At 72.2% G+C, this 17,862-nt stretch carries 19 protein-coding genes and 1 pseudogene; 11 read left to right on the top strand and 9 right to left on the bottom strand.

The features are described from left to right. Positions 1 to 100: pseudogene (locus AC067A_RS27020) on the top strand (IS481 family transposase); the annotation flags it as partial. Here the strand turns inward: AC067A_RS27020 and AC067A_RS27015 are convergent. Beyond that, entirely contained in the window at positions 97 to 609 is a 513-nt protein-coding gene (locus AC067A_RS27015; protein ID WP_479245081.1) for an RICIN domain-containing protein, read from the bottom strand. The pseudogene AC067A_RS27020 and the gene AC067A_RS27015 overlap by 4 nt on opposite strands. Positions 610 to 636: 27 nt before the next feature. Beyond that, positions 637 to 1,152 carry an RICIN domain-containing protein gene (locus tag AC067A_RS27010; protein WP_479245080.1) on the bottom strand — a complete coding sequence of 172 codons (516 nt, stop codon included), beginning with the start codon at positions 1,150 to 1,152 and terminating at the stop codon, positions 637 to 639. A 629-nt stretch (positions 1,153 to 1,781) separates the two neighbouring features. Between AC067A_RS27010 and AC067A_RS27005 the strand changes: the two genes are divergently transcribed. From AC067A_RS27005 to AC067A_RS26985, 5 genes are all read left to right on the top strand, one after another. Beyond that, positions 1,782 to 2,204, top strand: a complete 423-nt coding sequence (locus AC067A_RS27005; RefSeq protein WP_479245079.1) for a hypothetical protein — start codon at positions 1,782 to 1,784, stop codon at positions 2,202 to 2,204. A gap of 83 nt (positions 2,205 to 2,287) precedes the next feature. Then, positions 2,288 to 2,698 (top strand): hypothetical protein, encoded by a 411-nt coding sequence (locus AC067A_RS27000; protein ID WP_479245078.1) that lies wholly within the window; start codon positions 2,288 to 2,290, stop codon positions 2,696 to 2,698. Between the two features lie 123 nt (positions 2,699 to 2,821). Continuing rightward, positions 2,822 to 3,562 (top strand): ATP-binding cassette domain-containing protein, encoded by a 741-nt coding sequence (locus tag AC067A_RS26995; protein ID WP_479245077.1) that lies wholly within the window; start codon positions 2,822 to 2,824, stop codon positions 3,560 to 3,562. Between the two features lie 3 nt (positions 3,563 to 3,565). Further along, on the top strand, positions 3,566 to 4,825 hold the full coding sequence (locus tag AC067A_RS26990; RefSeq protein ID WP_479245076.1) for a DUF7224 domain-containing protein: 1,260 nt from the start codon (positions 3,566 to 3,568) through the stop codon (positions 4,823 to 4,825). After that, on the top strand, positions 4,822 to 5,415 hold the full coding sequence (locus AC067A_RS26985) for a hypothetical protein (protein WP_479245075.1): 594 nt from the start codon (positions 4,822 to 4,824) through the stop codon (positions 5,413 to 5,415). The genes AC067A_RS26990 and AC067A_RS26985 overlap by 4 nt, the downstream gene beginning before the upstream one ends. 502 nt (positions 5,416 to 5,917) lie before the next feature. On the opposite strand, the gene AC067A_RS26980 is transcribed toward AC067A_RS26985, so the two are convergent. Then, positions 5,918 to 6,277, bottom strand: coding sequence for a hypothetical protein (locus AC067A_RS26980; protein ID WP_479245074.1), 360 nt, complete (start codon positions 6,275 to 6,277; stop codon positions 5,918 to 5,920). A gap of 67 nt (positions 6,278 to 6,344) precedes the next feature. Beyond that, positions 6,345 to 7,475 (bottom strand): AraC-like ligand-binding domain-containing protein, encoded by a 1,131-nt coding sequence (locus AC067A_RS26975; RefSeq protein ID WP_479245073.1) that lies wholly within the window; start codon positions 7,473 to 7,475, stop codon positions 6,345 to 6,347. Positions 7,476 to 7,928: 453 nt separating this feature from the next. Between AC067A_RS26975 and AC067A_RS26970 the strand changes: the two genes are divergently transcribed. Together AC067A_RS26970 and AC067A_RS26965 are read left to right on the top strand one after the other, a co-directional pair. Beyond that, positions 7,929 to 9,200, top strand: a complete 1,272-nt coding sequence (locus AC067A_RS26970) for a VWA domain-containing protein (RefSeq protein ID WP_479245072.1) — start codon at positions 7,929 to 7,931, stop codon at positions 9,198 to 9,200. Then, the gene (locus tag AC067A_RS26965) at positions 9,200 to 10,039 is read left to right on the top strand and encodes a hypothetical protein (RefSeq protein ID WP_479245071.1); all 840 of its coding nucleotides are present in this window, start codon (positions 9,200 to 9,202) and stop codon (positions 10,037 to 10,039) included. Before AC067A_RS26970 ends, AC067A_RS26965 begins: the two co-directional genes overlap by 1 nt. A 72-nt stretch (positions 10,040 to 10,111) precedes the next feature. Here the strand turns inward: AC067A_RS26965 and AC067A_RS26960 are convergent, their stop codons facing one another. Then, positions 10,112 to 11,347, bottom strand: a complete 1,236-nt coding sequence (locus AC067A_RS26960) for an MFS transporter (protein ID WP_479245070.1) — start codon at positions 11,345 to 11,347, stop codon at positions 10,112 to 10,114. A 63-nt stretch (positions 11,348 to 11,410) separates the two neighbouring features. On the opposite strand from AC067A_RS26960, the gene AC067A_RS26955 reads away from it, so the two are divergent. After that, the gene (locus tag AC067A_RS26955; protein ID WP_479245069.1) at positions 11,411 to 11,788 is read left to right on the top strand and encodes a MerR family transcriptional regulator; all 378 of its coding nucleotides are present in this window, start codon (positions 11,411 to 11,413) and stop codon (positions 11,786 to 11,788) included. 369 nt (positions 11,789 to 12,157) lie between these two features. On the opposite strand, the gene AC067A_RS26950 is transcribed toward AC067A_RS26955, so the two are convergent. The 3 genes from AC067A_RS26950 to AC067A_RS26940 are packed head-to-tail and all read right to left on the bottom strand — an operon-like array spanning position 12,158 to position 15,429. Continuing rightward, the gene (locus AC067A_RS26950; protein WP_479245068.1) at positions 12,158 to 12,637 is read right to left on the bottom strand and encodes a (2Fe-2S)-binding protein; all 480 of its coding nucleotides are present in this window, start codon (positions 12,635 to 12,637) and stop codon (positions 12,158 to 12,160) included. 14 nt (positions 12,638 to 12,651) lie between these two features. Further along, positions 12,652 to 15,036 (bottom strand): molybdopterin cofactor-binding domain-containing protein, encoded by a 2,385-nt coding sequence (locus AC067A_RS26945; protein WP_479245067.1) that lies wholly within the window; start codon positions 15,034 to 15,036, stop codon positions 12,652 to 12,654. A gap of 60 nt (positions 15,037 to 15,096) precedes the next feature. Next, a complete protein-coding gene (locus AC067A_RS26940; protein ID WP_479245066.1) occupies positions 15,097 to 15,429 on the bottom strand; it encodes a hypothetical protein in 333 nt (110 codons plus the stop codon). A 286-nt stretch (positions 15,430 to 15,715) separates the two neighbouring features. Between AC067A_RS26940 and AC067A_RS26935 the strand changes: the two genes are divergently transcribed. Then, positions 15,716 to 16,525, top strand: coding sequence for a type 1 glutamine amidotransferase (locus tag AC067A_RS26935; protein ID WP_479245065.1), 810 nt, complete (start codon positions 15,716 to 15,718; stop codon positions 16,523 to 16,525). 101 nt (positions 16,526 to 16,626) lie between these two features. Beyond that, positions 16,627 to 17,064 carry an OsmC family protein gene (locus AC067A_RS26930; RefSeq protein ID WP_479245064.1) on the top strand — a complete coding sequence of 146 codons (438 nt, stop codon included), beginning with the start codon at positions 16,627 to 16,629 and terminating at the stop codon, positions 17,062 to 17,064. Positions 17,065 to 17,103: 39 nt separating this feature from the next. On the opposite strand, the gene AC067A_RS26925 is transcribed toward AC067A_RS26930, so the two are convergent. Then, positions 17,104 to 17,796, bottom strand: coding sequence for an RraA family protein (locus AC067A_RS26925; RefSeq protein WP_479245063.1), 693 nt, complete (start codon positions 17,794 to 17,796; stop codon positions 17,104 to 17,106). Positions 17,797 to 17,862 lie beyond the last annotated feature (66 nt).

The following is a 17,862-nucleotide window of genomic DNA, read 5'->3' as shown; positions in this document are numbered from 1 at the left end:
AGACTTCCTCCACACCTACAACCACCACCGCTGCCACACCGCCCTCGACGGACACCCGCCCATCACCCGCGTCAACAACGCTGCGGGTCAATACAACTAGGACCAGCGCTGGTTCTCGCCCCAGTGGCAGTCCCACTGGGTGGCCGGGGCGCCGTTGTCGGTGCGCCAGCCACCGATCTCCAGGCACTTGCCACTGTTCACGTTGACCAGGGAGAAGTGGTGGTTGCTCGTGGACACGGTCCACTGCTGGTTGGCGCCACCGTGGCAGTCCCACTGACCGATCTGGGCTCCGTTGGCGGTGGACCAGCCCTTGACCTCGAGGCACTTGCCGCTGTGCGCGTTGTAGACGAGGTTCCCCGCACCGTACGGGACCGCGGCCCACAGTTGGTTGTTTCCGTCGTGGCAGGCCCACTGGTTGACGCCGGCTCCGTTGTCGGTGGACCAGCCACCCACTTCCAGGCACGCGTTGCTGTTGAGGTTGACCATCCTGCCCCACTGGGACAGGTCGACGGCGGAGGCGGGGGACGCGGGCAGGGCGAGGGAGATGAGCAGGGCGCCGCCGGCGGCGCCCAGGACACGGCGGGGGTTCTTGGCTGTGATGAGTCGCATGGTGTTCTCCTGGAGGCTGGTGGTGGACTAGGCCCAGACCTGGTTGTCGCCGCCGTGGCAGTCCCACTGGGCGGCCGGGGCGCCGTCGTCGGTGCGCCAGCCACCGATCTCCAGGCACTTGCCACTGTTCACGTTGATCAGGCGCAGGACGCCTTCGCCCAGGACCTCGGTCTTCCACTGCTGGTTGGCGCCGCCGTGGCAGTCCCACTGACCGATCTGGGCTCCGTTGGCGGTGGACCAGCCCTTGACCTCGAGGCACTTGCCGCTGTGCGCGTTGTAGATCAGTCTTCCCTCGCCGTGGGGGACCCCGAGCCACTTCTGGTTGTTTCCGTCGTGGCAGGCCCACTGGTTGACGCCGGCTCCGTTGGCGGTGGACCAGCCGCCCACCTCCAGGCACTTGGCGCTGTTCCAGTTGGCCAGCCAGTACCACTCGGACAGGTCGGCGGCGGAGGCGGGTGAGGCGGGCAGGGCCATCGAGATGAGCAGGGCGCCGCCGGCGGCACTCAGCACGCGGCGGACGGTTCTGATGGGGTTCAGGTGCACGAAGGTTCTCCTCACATGGACGATCGAACTTGCTTTTCGCCCACATCGGGCGCATGGGCGAGATGTCAATCGCGTCGCCAAAGCGCCGATTGCGCGGACCGGAAGCAGACCGGATCGCGGGAATGCGATCCTGGGCGTGGCGCACCGCTACTGACGGGCCAGCACTCGATTAGACACTTTCGGGGGGCGGCCGCAATGTGCGATCAATGCACGGCCACTCCACATTCCGTGCAGGGTTCGTCCCACCCCTCCGTACGGCTCTCCCTTGCGCGCTGTACCAGCTGTCCAGTTTCCCGCCTATCCGCTGGTCAAAGCCGCTCTGCGTCCGTCACGCATCCATTCGGTGCAAGCGCCGCCGATTGCGGGCTCTCCCCTGTGAAGCGACGGTTCTCGGCCAACACTGTGACGAGTCGGCGAGCGGTGAACCGGGCGGTGGGCTGTGGAAAAGACCTGCCTCGAGCGGGGAGAGAAGGAGAGGGTTTCATTTGAGCCACAGAAGAATCCCCCTTTACAAAACGGGGTGCTCGACAGTTAGCGTTCGGGGCGCCTCAGGGGGGAGGCAACGCACCACGTCTCCGCCCTCCGGCGTGCCCTCACCCGGGCCGAACGAGCAGGGAAAGGAGAATCTGATGAGCACCCGACGCAAGAAAGCGGCCGGCCTGATGGCAGGTGTCGCGCTCCTCGGGATCGGCGGCATCACGCCGGCGAACGCGGGCGTCACCGCGGAAGGCCAGTTCGAGTCCCACATCTCGTGGTGGACGGCTCCGACGGAGTCCCGCCGCTGGTGGGACAACAACGACACCTGGGACTACACCGGCATCTACTTCCAGGGCTGCCGGTCGGACGACGACTACCGGGGCTACAACTACGCGTCGCTGCGCCTGTGGAAGGACATCTCCGGCGCTCCGGACCGCAGCAAGGGCACCCGCGACAACTACTGCGGGTGGGTCGACTACGGCGACCCGGATGACCCGGGCAACTACTACTTCGCGCTGGCGGACGTCGGCAACGGCGACTACATCAACATCGACTACGTCAAGGTCGCCTGGTAGTCGCGGGCCGGATCAGGGGTCGGCTTCCGACCCACGAGAGTGCCGCCCGGTGGGGGCGGCACCACACACGAAAGAGGGATCAAGTGAAGATCGGTTTGAAGGCATGGGCCGGCGCGATGGCAGGCGCCGCGCTGCTGGGTACGGTGTCGGTGGTTCCGGCGCACGCGGCAGAGGGTCAGTTCGAGTCGTACATCAACTCGTGGCGGGCCGGTAACGAGTCGCGTCGCTGGTGGGACAACAACGACACCTGGGACTACACCGGCATCTACTTCCAGGGCTGCGAGGCGGACGGCGGCGACGGGTTCAACTACGCCGGGCTGCGCCTGTGGAAGGACGTCTCCGGCGCCCCGGACCGTTCCAAGGGAACCAGGACGAACTACTGCGGGTGGGTCGACTACGGCGACCCGGACGATGCGGGCAACTACTACTTCGCGCTGACGGACGTGTCCAGCGGCACGTTCATCTCCGTCGACTACGTGAAGGTCGCCTGGTAGTGCGGTCGTCGAACTAGCAGTACGAGGGTCCCGGTGGATTCAGCACCGGGACCCTCTCCCGTCCACTGTCCCACGACCAAAGCCATCCCGCCGGCAGGGGGGTGGCGGATTGCGCGTCCGTCCATGACTCTGGTTTTTGACCATGTTTCGTTCCGATACCGGCGCAAGACACCCGTTCTCCACGAGTTCAGTCTCCGGATCGATGAGCAGGCCACGGTCCTCCTCGGGCCGAACGGAGCCGGCAAGTCCACGCTGATGGGCATCGCCGCCTCGCACCTGACCCCCGCCTCCGGGTCGGTCACCTTCGACGGAGCCACGGCGAAGGGCCGTCACCAGGCCGCCTATCGCGAACGCGTGGCGTGGATCCCCCAACGGATCGATCCCATGCCCGGGCTGACCGTGCGCGAGCAGGTCGCCTACGCGGGTTGGCTCAAAGGCATGCCGAAAGACGCGGCGTGGAGAGCGTCCGAGGACGCGCTGCGCCGCGTCGACCTCACCCGTCTCGCCGAGCGAAAGAGCAACCAGGTGTCCGGCGGGCAGCTCCGCCGCATGGGAATCGCGGGGGCACTGACCCACCGCAGTGAACTGATCCTGATGGACGAGCCGACCGCCGGCCTCGACCCCACGCAGCGCCTGGTGTTCCGAAAGCTCGTCGACGACCTCGCCGGCAGCGTGCAGGTGATCGTCTCCACGCACCAGACCGAAGACCTCGCCGACCTGTATACGCAGGTGGTCGTCCTCGCCCACGGCGAGATCTCCTTCCAGGGCAGCCCCGCCGACTTCCACGCCCTCGCACCGACCGCCGCAGGCGGGCGCGGGCAGGCCGAAGCCGCCTACGCGACACTCGTCGGACGGGAGATCTGACCGATGCGTACCACCACCCTCCTGCGGTCGTCCTCCGCCGGACTCATGCTCGTCTTCCTCGCCGCCTACGTCCTGCTGCTCCTGTCGGAGCCGATCACCCTGGGCACCGTCCCCGGTTACGGGCCGTCCGTCCTCGGCAACGCCTCCTACACGATCCCGTTCGCCGCGGCCGCGTGCGCGGCAAGCGGCGCGTGGGAGAGCGCACGCCTCCGCCGGGGCAACATCTTCGGGCAGGCTCCCTCCCGCGGTCGCCTCGCCATCGCGCTGCCGCTCCTGGTCCCGGTGTGGGCCATGGGCGTGGTGGGGATGCTCATCGCGGTCGGTGTCGCGGTCTCGGCCGCGGGAACGCTTCCCTCGTTCTCCCACCTGGGCATGTTCGTGGTGTACGCGCTGCTGATGGCGGCCGCCACGCTGGCCGGGTACCTCCTGGGCGGGCGCCTTCCGCAGCTCGCGGCTGCGCCGCTGGCGATGGTCGCCGGGTTCTGCCTGACCGCGTTCCCCGGATCCTGGGACACCCCGTGGCCCCGCCACCTCGTGGCCGGCGCCTACGACAGCTGCTGCTCGGTCGGCTCGGTCATCGACCCCATGGCCGTGTGGGCCCCGCTCCTGTTCGCCGGCGGGATCGTCACCGCGTGCCTCCTCGCGATCGCCCGGTCCAGCCTCTGGAAGCCTGTGACCGTCCTGGTCGCCGCGTCCGTGGCCTCGGGCTTCCTGGTCGCGCACATGGACTACGACCCGGTCCTCGACCGGAACCCCGACGCTTTGGTCTGCGACGGCGCCGGCGTCCCGGAAGTGTGCCTGTGGCCCGAGACTCCGGAACGCGCCCGGATCGCCGCGACCACCCGCGCCTACAGCGGACGCCTGAAGGACGCCGGCCTTCCCGTGCCGTCCTCCCTCACCCAGAACCGCGTCCTCAGGCCCGGACAGGCCGGCTTCGGAGGCAGGGGTCAGGTACGCGAGCAGGACATCACCGTCAACCTCGCCAACACCCTGCTGCCCCCCATCCCCACGTGCGCCCGAATCAGTCACAGGTACCCGGCGTTCCCCGCACGGGGACCGCTCACCGCATGGCTGACCGGCATCGCCACCCACGCCCCTCCGGCACCGGTCCCGGGCCGGGTCTCCCCCGACGACGCCAGGCTCGCCGGGAGGGTCCTCACGCTGCCCTCCGATCGTCAGCGTGCCTGGTACGACACGAACCGGGCCGCACTCGCCGGCTGCGACCAGAAGCCGGCCCTGAACCCTGAAGGAGCAGGCCGGTGAACTGGTGGGCCGTATCCCGTGACGTGCCCACCCTCGCCGCCGTCACCGCCGTGACGGCCGGCGCAGGCCTGGCATTCGGACAGAGCGTCCTCCCTGTACCCGCGATGGTGGGCGGGGCAGGGCACTTCCTTCTCGCGGCACTGATCACCGTCGTCCCCGCCGTGACATGGCTCGCCTTCACCGGCCGTGCCCGGGGCGCCGGCGAAGCGGTCGCCGTGCGGGCGGTCCACCGCTTCGACACCTTCCTCGCCGTCGGCTGCGCGACCCTCGCCCTGAGCATGGCCGTCCTCGGACACTTCGCGGGCGCCGAGCCGGTGGCCCTGTCGATCGGCCGGAACACCGCCTTCTACCTCGGCCTGGCACTCGCCCTCAACCCGCTCACCGGCGCGCGGATCGCAGCCCCGGTCCTCACCGCTGTACCGCTGGTCCTCGCCGTCGGAGGATGGAAGAGCGGCGGCGGCATCGCGCAACCGTGGGCTGTCGTCCTGCACCCGGCAGCCAGCACGGCCGCCCTCCTGGCCGGCGTCGTGGTCCTGGTCGCCGGGGCCGCGTTCAGCAGCCTCAAGCCGCCGCGGAACGCTTCTGCCTGACCGATTCAGCGGGTGGGGTGACAGATGGAGCGTCACCACCGGCAGATCGGTCGACGAGGTTCTCCACCCGGTGCGTACCCGCGTTCACAGGGGATCTCGGGCCGCGCAGGCCCCCCGGAAGTCCGACAGGGTCGCCGCGGACAGGGCCCGTGAGCAACGGACCCGTCCACGACCCCCTGCGCTGGTACGGGGTGTGCCGCACGCCGACCCGGCGAAACCGGCAGCCGGGCCGCCCGCCTGCGCCGGGCCTCATACGGCCGGCCGGCGGCTTCCTCCAGACCATGGACCGCCTCACGTGACCCGGCACCCACTACACGCTCGTGACCGCACGCGACCGCGTCTCGAACTCGCCTGGGCGGCCGGTCCGCTGGGCTTCGAGCCGGACGAGTACCGCGAGACCTGTGCGGCGGCCGGCGGCCCGGGCGCGGGGGCGGGGGCGGGCCCGGGGGCCCCGGGGCCTCCCCCGTGCCCACCCGCTCGGCGCGGCCGCACAACGGGGCGGTCAGGAGTAGACGCTCGTCCAGTCTCCGCTCTGCTGCGTGGGCACCGACACGATCGTGTCACCGTAATACGTGGCGAAGGAGCAGGAGTTGTTCCGGTAGAAGGTGACCCTGGCCTCTCCCCTCCACCACCAGCCGCTGATCCAGGTGTCCCGGCTCGGCGTGACGAAGCAGCCCGACACCGATTCGCCGTTCTGGTTGTAGCCCTCGATGCGGATGGAGTAGACGACGGTGCTGGTGTCGTGGAAGTGGATCTGCTGACCGTTCGATCCGGCGACCGACTGACCTGCAGAACCCAACACCCCCGCGACGGCCAGGGCAGCGGCCCCGACGGTGGTGGCGACCTTTTTGCGCAAGCTCATGCATCCCCCATTAGGACGGATCTCGGATACCTCCTCGCGGAAAGCGAGAGGCAGGGAGACTCGGCTGTCACAGGCCGCTGCCACTGTCGGTGGCACGCGGAGAAATCGACGCGCCTCGCCGGACTGTCGTCCCGTGGCTCCGTTCACACCGTGACGCTGTCTCCAGCGGAGAATGTAGGTCCGCGCAGTCCGTGGTGGTGTGCGTGGCGTGCAGGGTTTCCGTCCCCTGCGTGCCGCTGCTCCCCAGGGAGAACGTTCGGTGTTCGGTAGGGGTGATCCCGTAGACCTCGCGGAATGCCCGGCTGAAACCGGTGGGGCTGGGGAAACCCCAGCGGGCCGCGATCACCTGAACGGGCCGGCTGCTCAGTTCTCCGCATGCGAGGTCGGCATGGGCGCGCTCCAGCCGGCTTCGGCGGATGCGGGCCGCGATGGTCAGAGGCTGGTCGGCGTAGAGGTTGTACAGATGCCGCAGGGACATGTTGTGCCGGTCGGCGATCATCCGGGGAGTCAGCCCGGGGTCGCCGAGATTGTTCTCGATGAAGCGGTGGATCCGCTGCAGTGTCTCCTGGGCACGGGCCTCGGCGGGCGCCTCGCCGGGGTCACCGAGCTGCCGCGCGAGGAACGCGGTGGCCAGTTCGAGAGCGACGGAACCCATCCCGTTCAGCTCCTCCGGACGACAGCCCGGGCCGTACGAGAGCAGCGTCTTCAGGAAGTCGGCGAGGATCGCCCCGGACCCCTCGTGCGCGGCCAGGCTCTGCGCGAGGAGGCGGTCCAGACGATCCGACCGCAGCGCCAGGGCCTGACGGGGAATCTGCAGGACCACCGACTCGATCTGCTCGCCGGTGCACTCCCCCTCGCTCGGCCGTGAGGTGTCGGTCAGCACGAGTCCTCCCGCGACGACCGATTCGTTGCGTCGCTGGGAGATGCGCAAGCCACCTTGCGTGATGAGGGCCAGCTGCAGGTGCTCGGGATCGCCACGCCGGACGTGAGCCGAGGTGCGGCGCGAGAGCACCGGCGAGGAAGCCACAGCTGCCAGGCGCACCACGCCGAGATCCAGGTAGGTGATGCCCGCCCGGAAGCCGGCCGCATGCCGGGTACTGAGCATGATGGGCATCACTTCGGTGGACACCGTTTCACAAAACCAGTCGAACCTGTCCTCACGCGCCGCGACAGCACCTGACGCAACCGGCAATTCCATGCGATCCCCCGTACTTCGATTCAGCAGCGCACCAGCCCCTGCCGGGTTGTCGCACCGCCGTGCTTCACCCCAACCGCGCCGCGATCATTATCAAGCACCCGCCTTCGAACACGCGTCCGTCCCGAGGCGGAAGTCGCCGCCGGAGCGGGCCGCCACCGGGTCCCAGCCGTTCACCCGTGACCCCGGAGGGACGGGAACGCTCCAGAAAGCTTCGGCCGTCGTGCTCACGCGGGCGGGCGGGATCCCGGCCCACGGCGACCAGCGCACGGCCTGGGAGGCCGGCCGCAAGCCGGAGTTCCCGAACCCCGAGCACCGCTGACCGGCGGCTGACCTGCGGCGACCTGGGCGGACGCCCCTGGGTCGCGACCGGTCGGCGAGGCGGCCGCCTCGTCGGGTTCTCCAACAGACAGACCTGATTTGGGTTTGTCGGAGAATCATCAATACGATCCGGCGATGATCACGAGAAAACGCTTGGCGACCGGGGCCTGCGCGCTGCTCGCCGCCCTGAGCGTCGCGCTCCTGCCGACGGGCGCGGCCGCCGACGAGCCGGCCAAGGAATCCCCCAAGGTCGAGCTGGTACTCGACGTCAGCGGCTCCATGCGGGCCAAGGACATCGACGGCAAGTCCCGGATGGCGGCGGCCAAACAGGCCTTCAACGAGGTCCTGGACGCGGTGCCCGAGGAGGTCCGGCTCGGCATCCGCACCCTGGGCGCCGACTACCCCGGCCAGGACCGCAAGCGCGGCTGCAAGGACACCCGGCAGCTGTACCCGGTCGGGCCGCTGGACCGGACCGAGGCCAAGACCGCGGTGGCCACCCTGGCCCCGACGGGCTGGACGCCGATCGGGCCGGCGCTGCTCGGCGCGGCCGACGACCTCGGCGACGACGGGGCGACCAAGCGGATCGTGCTCATCACGGACGGCGAGGACACCTGCGCTCCGCTCGATCCCTGCCAGGTGGCGCGGGAGATCGCGGCCAAGGGCATCCACCTCGTCATCGACACCCTGGGCCTGGTGCCCGACGCCAAGACGAGGCAGCAGCTCACCTGCATCGCGGAGGCGACCGGAGGCACGTACACCTCCATCCACCGCACCGAGGACCTCTCCCGGCGCGTCCGTCAGCTGGTCGACCGCGCGGCCGACCCGGTCGTCACCCCCGTGGCCACGGAGGGCGCGGCGCGGTGCGACAAGGCCCCGCAGCTGAAGCCCGGCCTGTACACGGACCGCGAGTCCTTCGGCGAGCACCGCTGGTACCGGGTGGACCTGCTGCCCGGTCAGGAACTGCGCGCCTCCGTCAGCGTGTCGGCCGACCGGGCCGTCAACGACGACTACGGCGTGCTGCTGCGGGCCGTCACGCTGCACGGCCGGGAGATCGTCCGCGGCTCCGAGGCGGGCGACGGGCGCACGGACGTGATCTCGACCGGTCTGCGCTACCCCAAGCCGGACCTCGACGACGGGCCCGGGGACGCCAAGCCGGCGGCCGAGACCGTCTGCCTCCAGGTGAGCAACTCCTTCTCCGCGCCGCCGTCGGTGAAGACGACGCCGGGCATGCCCATCGAGCTGACGGTGGACGTCGTCGACGGTCCCTCGACCGCCTCCGACGTGGCCTCGTTCGGCCTCGGCCGCGGTTGGTGGCTGCTCGGCGCGCTCGTGCTCGTCGGATTCCTGGCCGGTCTGGTCTGGGGCTGGCTGTCCCGCTGGCGCGTCGCTGTCTGGAGGACCCACTGATGCGTACCGTACGCATGCTCGCCACGGCCGCGCTCGCGGGCGCCGCCCTGCTCGGTCTCGCGGCGCCCGGCGCTCTGGCCGACTCCCCTTCCGCCACCGCGGACCCGAGCGCGAGCGCGGGCACGGGGTCGGGCCCGACGGAGGCCGGAACCACGTTCCGCACCGCCGCCCGGTTCCTGCCGGGGCAGCAGGCCACCGCGCAGGCCGCCACGGGTGACTACCTGTACTGGGTGTTCCCCGCGGACACCGGACAGCGGCCGACCGTCAGGGCGACGGTGACGCTGCCCGAGGCCGCCCTGCGGCACGGGCCCGCCACCTGGCGGATCGACGTGTACGACGGCCTGCGGAGGCGGCAGCCGTGCATGTACGGGATGCAGTCCCGTACCGCCGCGCAGGAGGCCGCGACCGCAGAGCTGGCCTGTGTGCTGCGGCCGGTCCGCGCGTCGGCCGACGCCTGGGCGAACGACCCGCTGCCCGGCAGCTACTACGTCCGCCTCACCGTCACCGGCCTGCCGGAGGAGGACCTCGGACAGCCGTTCACGGCCCGGATCGGGGTCGACACCGTCGACAAGGGCGGCGCCTACGCCACCGACGGGTCGCTCGGCGCGCCGCTGGTGCCCGGCGCCACCACCGCCGACCAGGCGGAGGCCGACGAGGAGGCGGGCCGGCGCACCGCCGTCGAGGCCGCGGCCCCGGAGGACGGCTGGTCCTCCGGCTGGTGGTCCGACCGCTGGCTCTGGACGGCGGCGGGCGGCATCCTCGCCGCGCTCGCCGGCATCGGCGGGTACGTGCTGACGCGTGGCACGGGCCGCGCGCCCCGCGTTCCGCCCGCCGTCTGACCGGTCCCCCTCGCGACGCGGGCCCCCACCGTCCTCGGTGGGGGCCCGCGTCCGTCGCGTCGGGTCCGCGGTTCAGCCGTCACGGCGCCGGACGGGGAAGCCGTGGGCGCGGGCTCCCACCACGACGGCCACGACCGGGACGAGCAGGAGGAGCACGCTCCAGGGCAGGGCGCCCGCGCCGAGCAGGTCGAGGAGAAGACCGCCGGCCAGGCCGCCGGCCGCCATGGCCGCGTTCCAGAGGCTGACCAGCATCGTCTGGGCGGTGTCGGCGGCGTCCCCGCCCGCCTCGGCGACGGCCGTCTGCAGCAGGGTGGGCGCCCCGCCCCAGCCGAGCCCCCACAGGGCGGCGGCCACCAGGACGAGGGCGGTGCTCCCGGCCGGCACGGCGAGAGCGGCGGCCGCGACGGCGACGAGGAGCGTCCCGGCCAGCGTCAGGGCACGCAGCCCGCGGTCGATGTGACGGCCGGTCACCCCGATGCCGGCGAGCGAGGCGGCGCCGAAGACCAGCAGGACGAGTCCGGTGGAGCCGCCCAGGCCGACGTGGCCCAGGTAGGCGGCGACGTAGGCGTAGAGCACGGTGTGGGCCAGGACGAGGACGAAGGTGACGGTGAGGACCGGGAGGACGCCGGGGACCCGGAGGGTCCGGACCGCCGGGGCGCGGGCGCCGCGTGGTTCGCCGGGAAGGTCGGGGACGGCGAGCGCGATCCAGCCGAGGAGTCCGGCGGCGATCGCGGTCATCGCGGCGAAGGACGTCCGCCAGCCCGCGGCCTCGCCGAGGAAGGTGCCTGCGGGCACCCCCAGGGAGAGCGCGAGCGGGATGCCGGTCATCGCGACGGCGACCGCGCGGCCCTGGAGGTGCGCGGGGGCGAGTCGGCGGGCGTATCCGGCGAGCAGGGCCCAGGCGACGCCCGCCGCGACTCCGGCGAGGAACCGGGCGCCCATGGTGAGGGCGTACGAGGAGGAGGCGGCGGTGACGGTGTTGGCGGCGGCGAATCCGGCGACCGAGGTGAGCAGCAGGCGCTTGCGGCGCCACGCGGCGGTCCGGGCGGCCAGGGGGATCGCGGTGAGGGCGGTGCCGAGGGCGTAGACGGTCACCGACTGGCCCGTCGCGGCCTCGCCGACGCCGAGCCCGGCGCTCATCGCGGGCAGCAGGCCGGCCGGGAGGGTCTCGGTGAGGCCGGTGACGAAGACGGCGGTGGCGAGGGCGAGCAGGGCGGGGAGCGGCAACCGGCCTGTGGTCGCGCGGTGTTCGCCGGGTTCGGGCGCGCGGGTCACCGGACCGGCCGCCCCTGACGTGTCGTGGCTCATGCTCCGTATGCTCGAACCCTCACATCGATGTGAAGGTCAAGCGATCGCCCGGAGGGGGCTTCCATGCGGATCGGCGAGCTGTCGGAGCGCACCGGAACACCGCGCAGACTGCTGCGCTACTACGAGGAGCAGGGCCTCATCGTCGCGGACCGGCTGCCGAACGGCTACCGCGTCTACGACGAGCCGAACGTCGACCGGGTCCTGCAGATCAGGGGGCTCCTCGACGCCGGGCTGCCGACCCGCATCATCAAGCAGATCCTTCCCTGTCTGAACAAGCCGAGGATCATCCACTTCCCCGACGCGACCCCGGAGATGCTGGCGACGCTGGAGGACGAACGCGACCGGATGACCGACCGGATCCGCTGCCTGACCCGGAACCGGGACGCCGTGGCGGAGTACCTGGACGCGGTACGGGAGAAGCGCTCGGCCCCTTCGTCGTAGGGGGACACCTCCCGGACCTTGCGGTGGCGCCACCCGCACGGCCCTGCGGTCGTCGGGGCCGGGCTCGCGGTGGACGAAGCCGAGGCGGGAGGTGCGGTCCACCAGGCCCCGTCAGGCTGGACCCGGCGAGCCCCAGCGTGGCGCCGGGCCCGCCCGTCCCGGAGGGGCCGGGCATCAGCACGCAGAGCAACTGCCCCTGCTGCGGCGTCGGCCCGTACGCTCGGCCCGCGTCCGCGTAGACCGCGTTCACCGGAAAGGCGCCGCGCGCCGGCGCGGTCACCGCGCTCGTCGTTCCGCCATCGTCCTTCGCCATGCGAACGGAATGCCTTCGCGACACCAACGGATGGTCTTCGCGGTACGAACTACCGGTCATTCCATCCTGCGGGCGCCTTCGAGGACGGCCTGCCGGATCCGGTGGTAGGTGCCGCACCGGCAGATGTTCCGGATGGCGTCGAGGTCGGCCTCGGTGACCTCCCGGCCGGCCTCGCGCGCGCGGCGCACGGTCGCCACGGCGGTCATGATCTGGCCGGGCTGGCAGTAGCCGCACTGGGCGACGTCCAGGTCGAGCCAGGCGTCCTGCATCGGGTGGAGCTCGCCGTCGACGGTGTCGGCGAGGCCCTCGATGGTGGTGACCTCGTCGGTGGGGGCGAGGTCCTCGACCGGCACGGCGCACGGTGTGAACGCCTTGCCGTTGAGGTGGCTCGTACAGGCCCGGCAGACGCCGACCCCGCAGCCGTACTTGGGGCCGGTGACGCCGAGGACGTCACGCAGGACCCACAGGAGCCGGACGTCGCCCTCGACGTCGGCGGTGACGGCCTTGCCGTTCAGGATGAAGGTGTGCTGCGGCACGGGGACTCCAGCTCTCAGATGGTGCGGTCGCGGCCGTCGGTGGGCGAGGCCGGGACGGGCGGGACGGTCGGCAGGGGGGTGAAGGCGAGCGGCTCCGCGTGGTTGACGGGGAAGACCGTCGGCATCGTGCCGGTCGCCCGGCCGTAGGCGCAGGCGACGGCGGCCATCGCGCCGGCGACCGCCAGCTCGCCCGCGCCGCCCGGCTTGTCGCCGGTCGGGGGCATCACGATGATCTCCAGCTCGGGCGGGGTGTTCCACTGGCGGGTGTAGAAGTACTGGTCCCAGCTGCCTTCGAGGAAGTGCCCGTCACGCAGGTGGAGTCCGGACGTCAGGGTGATCGCGATGCCGTCGGCGATCCCGCCCATCATCTGGGCCTCCAGACCCCGCGGGTTGACCGCGAGACCGACGTCGACGGCGCAGACCACCTTGGTCACCCGCGGTCCGGTGTACGCGTTCGGGATCTTCCGGCCGGTGGTCCCGGGCCGGCAGTCGATCTCCGCGAGGACCGCGACCGCGGAGTGGTACTCGGTGTGGACGGCGATGCCCTGGGCCGTGCCGGCCGCCATGGTCCGGCCCCACTCCCCCACCTCGGCGACCTTGTCGAGGACGGCGCGGGCCCGCGCGTCCTTGACGAGCCGGCGGCGCAGCGCGTACCCGTCCTGGCCCATCCTCCTGGCCAGTTCGTCCATGACGAGTTCCTGGGCGCAGCGGACGTTGGGCGAGTAGATGTTCCGCATCGAGCCCGTGTTGAAGCCCTCGTCCGTCTCGGAGAGCAGCTGGGTGGTGACCCCGAGGTGGTAGGGGCTGATCTGGGTGAGCTGGAACATCGTCTGGGAGAAGGCGGCGTCCCCGACCGGCAGTCTGGCCGCCTCCGCCGTGAGGACCTCGCCGACGCCGTGGCCGAAGTCGGTGGCGACGGAGGTGTGGCGCTGCTCGTACGTGAGGACCTCGCCGAGCGCGTACGTGGCCCGTACCCGTGAGGTCGACATCGGGTGCGTACGGCCCTGCCGGAAGTCGTCGGTGCGGTGCCACATCAGCTTGACGGGCTTGCCCATGGCCCGGGAGACCTCGACGGCCTCGTGGGCGGCGTCGGCGAACAGCTTGCGGCCGAAGGAGCCGCCGCCCTCGGTGACGTGTACGCGGACGGCGCCGGGCGGCAGGCCTAGCTTGAGGGCGATCTGTTCCTGGGCGACGATCGGCGCCTTCAGCGAGGCCCAGATCTCCGCCGAGTCCCGGCGCACGTCGGCGATGGCGCAGTTGGTCTCCAGGGCCGCGTTGCTGGCGAAGTGGAAGGTGAAGCGGGCGTCGACGGCCTTGGTGAGGAGCGGCAGGGCCGGAACCACCAGCGGCAGTTCGGCGCGGCGGAGCTCCTCGAGGACGGTGGCGTCGGAGGCGCCCTCGGCGGTGCCGGGCCCCCAGGTGACGACCAGGGCCCGTACGGCGTCGACGCACTGGCCGAAGGTGCGGGCGCGGACCGCCACGCCGGTGGAGACGGTGACGACGTCGGTGACCCCGGGCATGGCCCGGACCTCGGCGAGGTTGGCCACCGATCGGACCGTGCCGTTGATGGTGGGCGGGCGGCACACCATGGTCGGCAGGGCGTCGGGAACCTGGAGGTCCATGGCGAACTTCTTGCGCCCGGTGACCGCGTCGAGCGCGTCCACCCGTCGCTGACCGGTGCCGACGACCCGGAAGCGGGCCGGATCCTTGAGGGTGACCTCCACCGCGGAGTCGGTGACGGCGGCGGCCCTGGCGGCGAGTTCGCCGTATCCGAGCAGCGCCCCGGTCGGGGAGAGGACGGCACCCGCCTTCGTGGTGAGGGTGGTGACGGCCTCGCCGAGGACCAGGGAGGCGGCCTGGAGCAGACGACCGCGCGCGACCGCGGCGGCGACCCGGATCGGCGTGTAGGTGGAGTACGTCGTGTTGGAGCCGCCCGTCAGCTGGTTGAAGAGCAGCTCGGGCCGCGCGTCGGCGAGGGTGACCTTCACCCTGTCCAGGGGAAGGTCGAGCTCCTCGGCGACGATCATGGCGCTGGAGGTGGTGACGCCCTGGCCGACCTCGGCGCGGGGCAGCGCGAAGTGGGCCGTGCCCTCGGCGTCGATGCGGATCGTGATGAGGTTGCTGGTGGGCAGCGCGGCGAGCGTCAGCAGCTCGTTCAGGTCGAGGAGTTCGGCCGGTCCCGGCAGCGACGGCACCAGCGCCGGCGCCGCGGCCTGTGCCTGCCGGGGCACGAGCGCCTCGGCGCCGATCTGCGCCGCCACCGTGAGGGTGGGCGCGGCGAGCACGTAACCGAGGAACCGGCGCCGGTCGATGCCGGGCCGGTCCCCGTCCGCCGGACTCGCGCCCCCGTCCCCGGTGCCGCTCGTGTGGTCGTCCCGCCCGGGGTGCCGCCTCGCCATTCGGTGTGCCCTTTCGCCATGACCCCGGCTTGCTACCGCCGGGTATCCTCAGGGCGACGATCATCGCTCATCCGGCGTACCTCCGGGAGCCGTTCGGCGCGGACGACGCCGTCGCAGGGGCCCGCCGTCGCCCGGGCCGCCCGACGCCCGCCGGATCCGCGGCCCGCGCCGGGCCCCCAGCGCCCGCCCGGCGCCCGAGCGGAGCTGCGCCCGGGAGACCCGCGCCCGCTGGCCGCCGCCCGCGATCAAGGCGTTGACGGAGACCATCGGGTCACCGCCCACCGAGCGGGCGATCAGCGCACCGATCACCAGCGGGCCGAGGGCCACCGCGAGAGCCGCACCGGTGGCGGTGACGTGCTGGAGGGGGCGGCTGCGCCGGGCTTCGGAAGTCATGCCCACAGTCCACCAGGGGGCGGCCGGCGGCGTATCGGTCGGCGTACTCAGGCGCGCGCATCCGGCTACTCAGACGCGGTGGGCGGGACGACTCCTCCGCGCGAAGGGACGGCTCCTCCGCACGCAGAGGCGGCTCCTCCGCACGAAGGGGCGGCTCCTCCGCACGAAGTGGGCGACGAGGGGTCCCGCCGCGGCGGTTCATCGGAGATCCTCGGAAGGTCGGACGTACGACGGAATCCCAGGGGACGACGGAATCCCGGGGGACGACGGGCGGAGGGGCACGACGATGACGATCGAGGCGACCGTGACGACCGGAACGAGCGCGACGGTCCGGCCGGCGGGGGGCGCGGTGCCCGCCGTCCTCGTGGTGGAGCACGAGCGGGAGGCCGGGCCCGGCCTCGTCGGCGAACACCTCCTGCGCACCGGACTCCGGCTCGACGTGGTGCGGGCCTGGCGGGGCGAGGCGCTGCCGCGAACGCTGCGCGGCCACGCCGGGTTGCTGGTCCTCGGCGGTTCGGCCAACTGCGAGGACGACGGGGCCGCGCCATGGCTCCCGCGGGTCCGCGCCCTCGTCCGCGAGGCCGTGGCCGACGAGGTGCCCCTGCTCGGGATATGCCTCGGCGGCCAGGTCCTCGCCCACGCCCTCGGCGGTACCGTCACACGACGGCCCCAGGGCCCCGAAGTCGGCGCCGTACCCGTGCGCCGGCTGCCCGCCGCCACGACGGACCCCGTACTGGGCGGCGTACCGGACGGCGCCCTCGCCGCGCAGTGGCACTGGGACGAGATAGACCGCCTCCCGCCCGGCGCCGTACCGCTCCTCACCGGCGACGACTGCCCGGTCCAGGCCTTCCGCGCCGGAACGGCGGCGTGGGGCGTGCAGTTCCATCCGGAGGTCGACGCCGGGACCGTCGCGGAGTGGGCGGCGGGCGACGGCGACGACGTCCGCGCCTCGGGCGGCTCCCCGGAGGCCGCGGTGGCGTCCGTACGGCGTGCGGAACCCGCGCTCCGCACGGTCTGGGGCGCGGTCGCCGAGGCCTGGGGCACGGTCGTCCGGGCCCGCGCCGGTACGGCTCCCGGTCGTCGGCACGGATACTGACCCGGTGCCGCCGCGTGCGCCCGGCGCGTCCGCTTGGCCGGGCGCGGACGGTGGGGTTGCGTGGCGGCGACCGTACCGTACGAGCGAGGAGCACCCCCGTCATGGCCGACTACCGCATCGAGACCGTCCGCACCGGTTACCGGAACTGGACCGCCCGCAACGACCGGGGGGCCGAGGTGCGCATGGCCACCGCGGACGACGCCGACGCCCAGCCCTCCTTCACCCCGGTCGAGTTGCTGCTCGCCGCCATGGGCGGCTGCGGCGGTCTCGTCGTCGACCGGACCGCGCGAGCCGTCGACCACGACGACCTGCGCATCGTCGTGGAGTCGGTGTCCGGCCCCGACGACGACGGCCGGATCGGTCGCATCAGGGTCAGCTACGAGTTCGACCTGCCGGACAACAACCCCAAGGCCGCGGAGGTGTTCGCCCGCGGCGTCCGCCTGACCCACGAGAAGTTCTGCACCGTCAGCCGAACCGTCGAGCACGGCGCGCGCGTCGAGGCCGTCCTCCCGGACGGCACCGTCGGCTTCGAGGGCTGACGCCCGGCCGCGCCCGGCCCGCGCCGCGCCCGTCCGGGCTCACTCCTCGATCGCCCCGCCGATCCGGCGCAGATGCCGCCGGAAGGTGTACGAGGCGTCCTCCTCCCGCCCCTTCAGGTACGCGTCGAACCGGGTCTGCTCCCTCAGTGTCTCGCCGGCCCTGATGCGGCGTGCCTGTTCGCGTTCCGTCCGGAAGATGTTCCGCGCGGTCGCCGACACGGCCTCAAGCCGGGCGCCCGCGACGAAGAGCACCCCGTCGTCGTCGGCGAAGACGAAGTCGTCCCCGCTCACCGCGAACCCTCCGAACCGCGCGGCCGTCAGCGCGTCCGCGTCCCGCTCGTCCAGCCGCACGGGACCGGGCGCGTGCCGGCCGTACGAGAACACGGGCACCCCGATCTCCACCAGGTCCGGGGTGTCGCGGTGCAGACCCCACACCACGACCCCGGCGACACCCGCCGCCTCCGCCTCCAGCACGGCGAGGTCTCCGATGCACGCCTCGTCCCGCCGCCCGCCGTTGTCGATCACCAGGACGTCCCCCGCCTCGGCACGCGCCAGGACCTCCAGGAAGACGTCGACGCTTCCGTAGTGCCGCACGGGCAACGCCCGTCCGGAGACCCGCTGCCCCGGCACGACGGACGAGATCCCGGCGGGCGCGGCCCGCAGCGGTTCCCCGAGGCGCACGCAGGCATCGGCGATCAGTGGCGTGGGGAGGTCGGCGAAGTCCATGGGCATCTGGCGGTCCTGTCCGTCCGTGGCGGGTGCGGTGGGCTGGGCCCGATGCTGGGAATGCCCCGTGCG

It is taken from the genome of Streptomyces sp. NPDC043176, assembly GCF_056436715.1.
The sequence above is the reverse complement of the archived record's forward strand: the minus strand, read 5'-3'. Positions and strand labels throughout refer to the sequence as shown.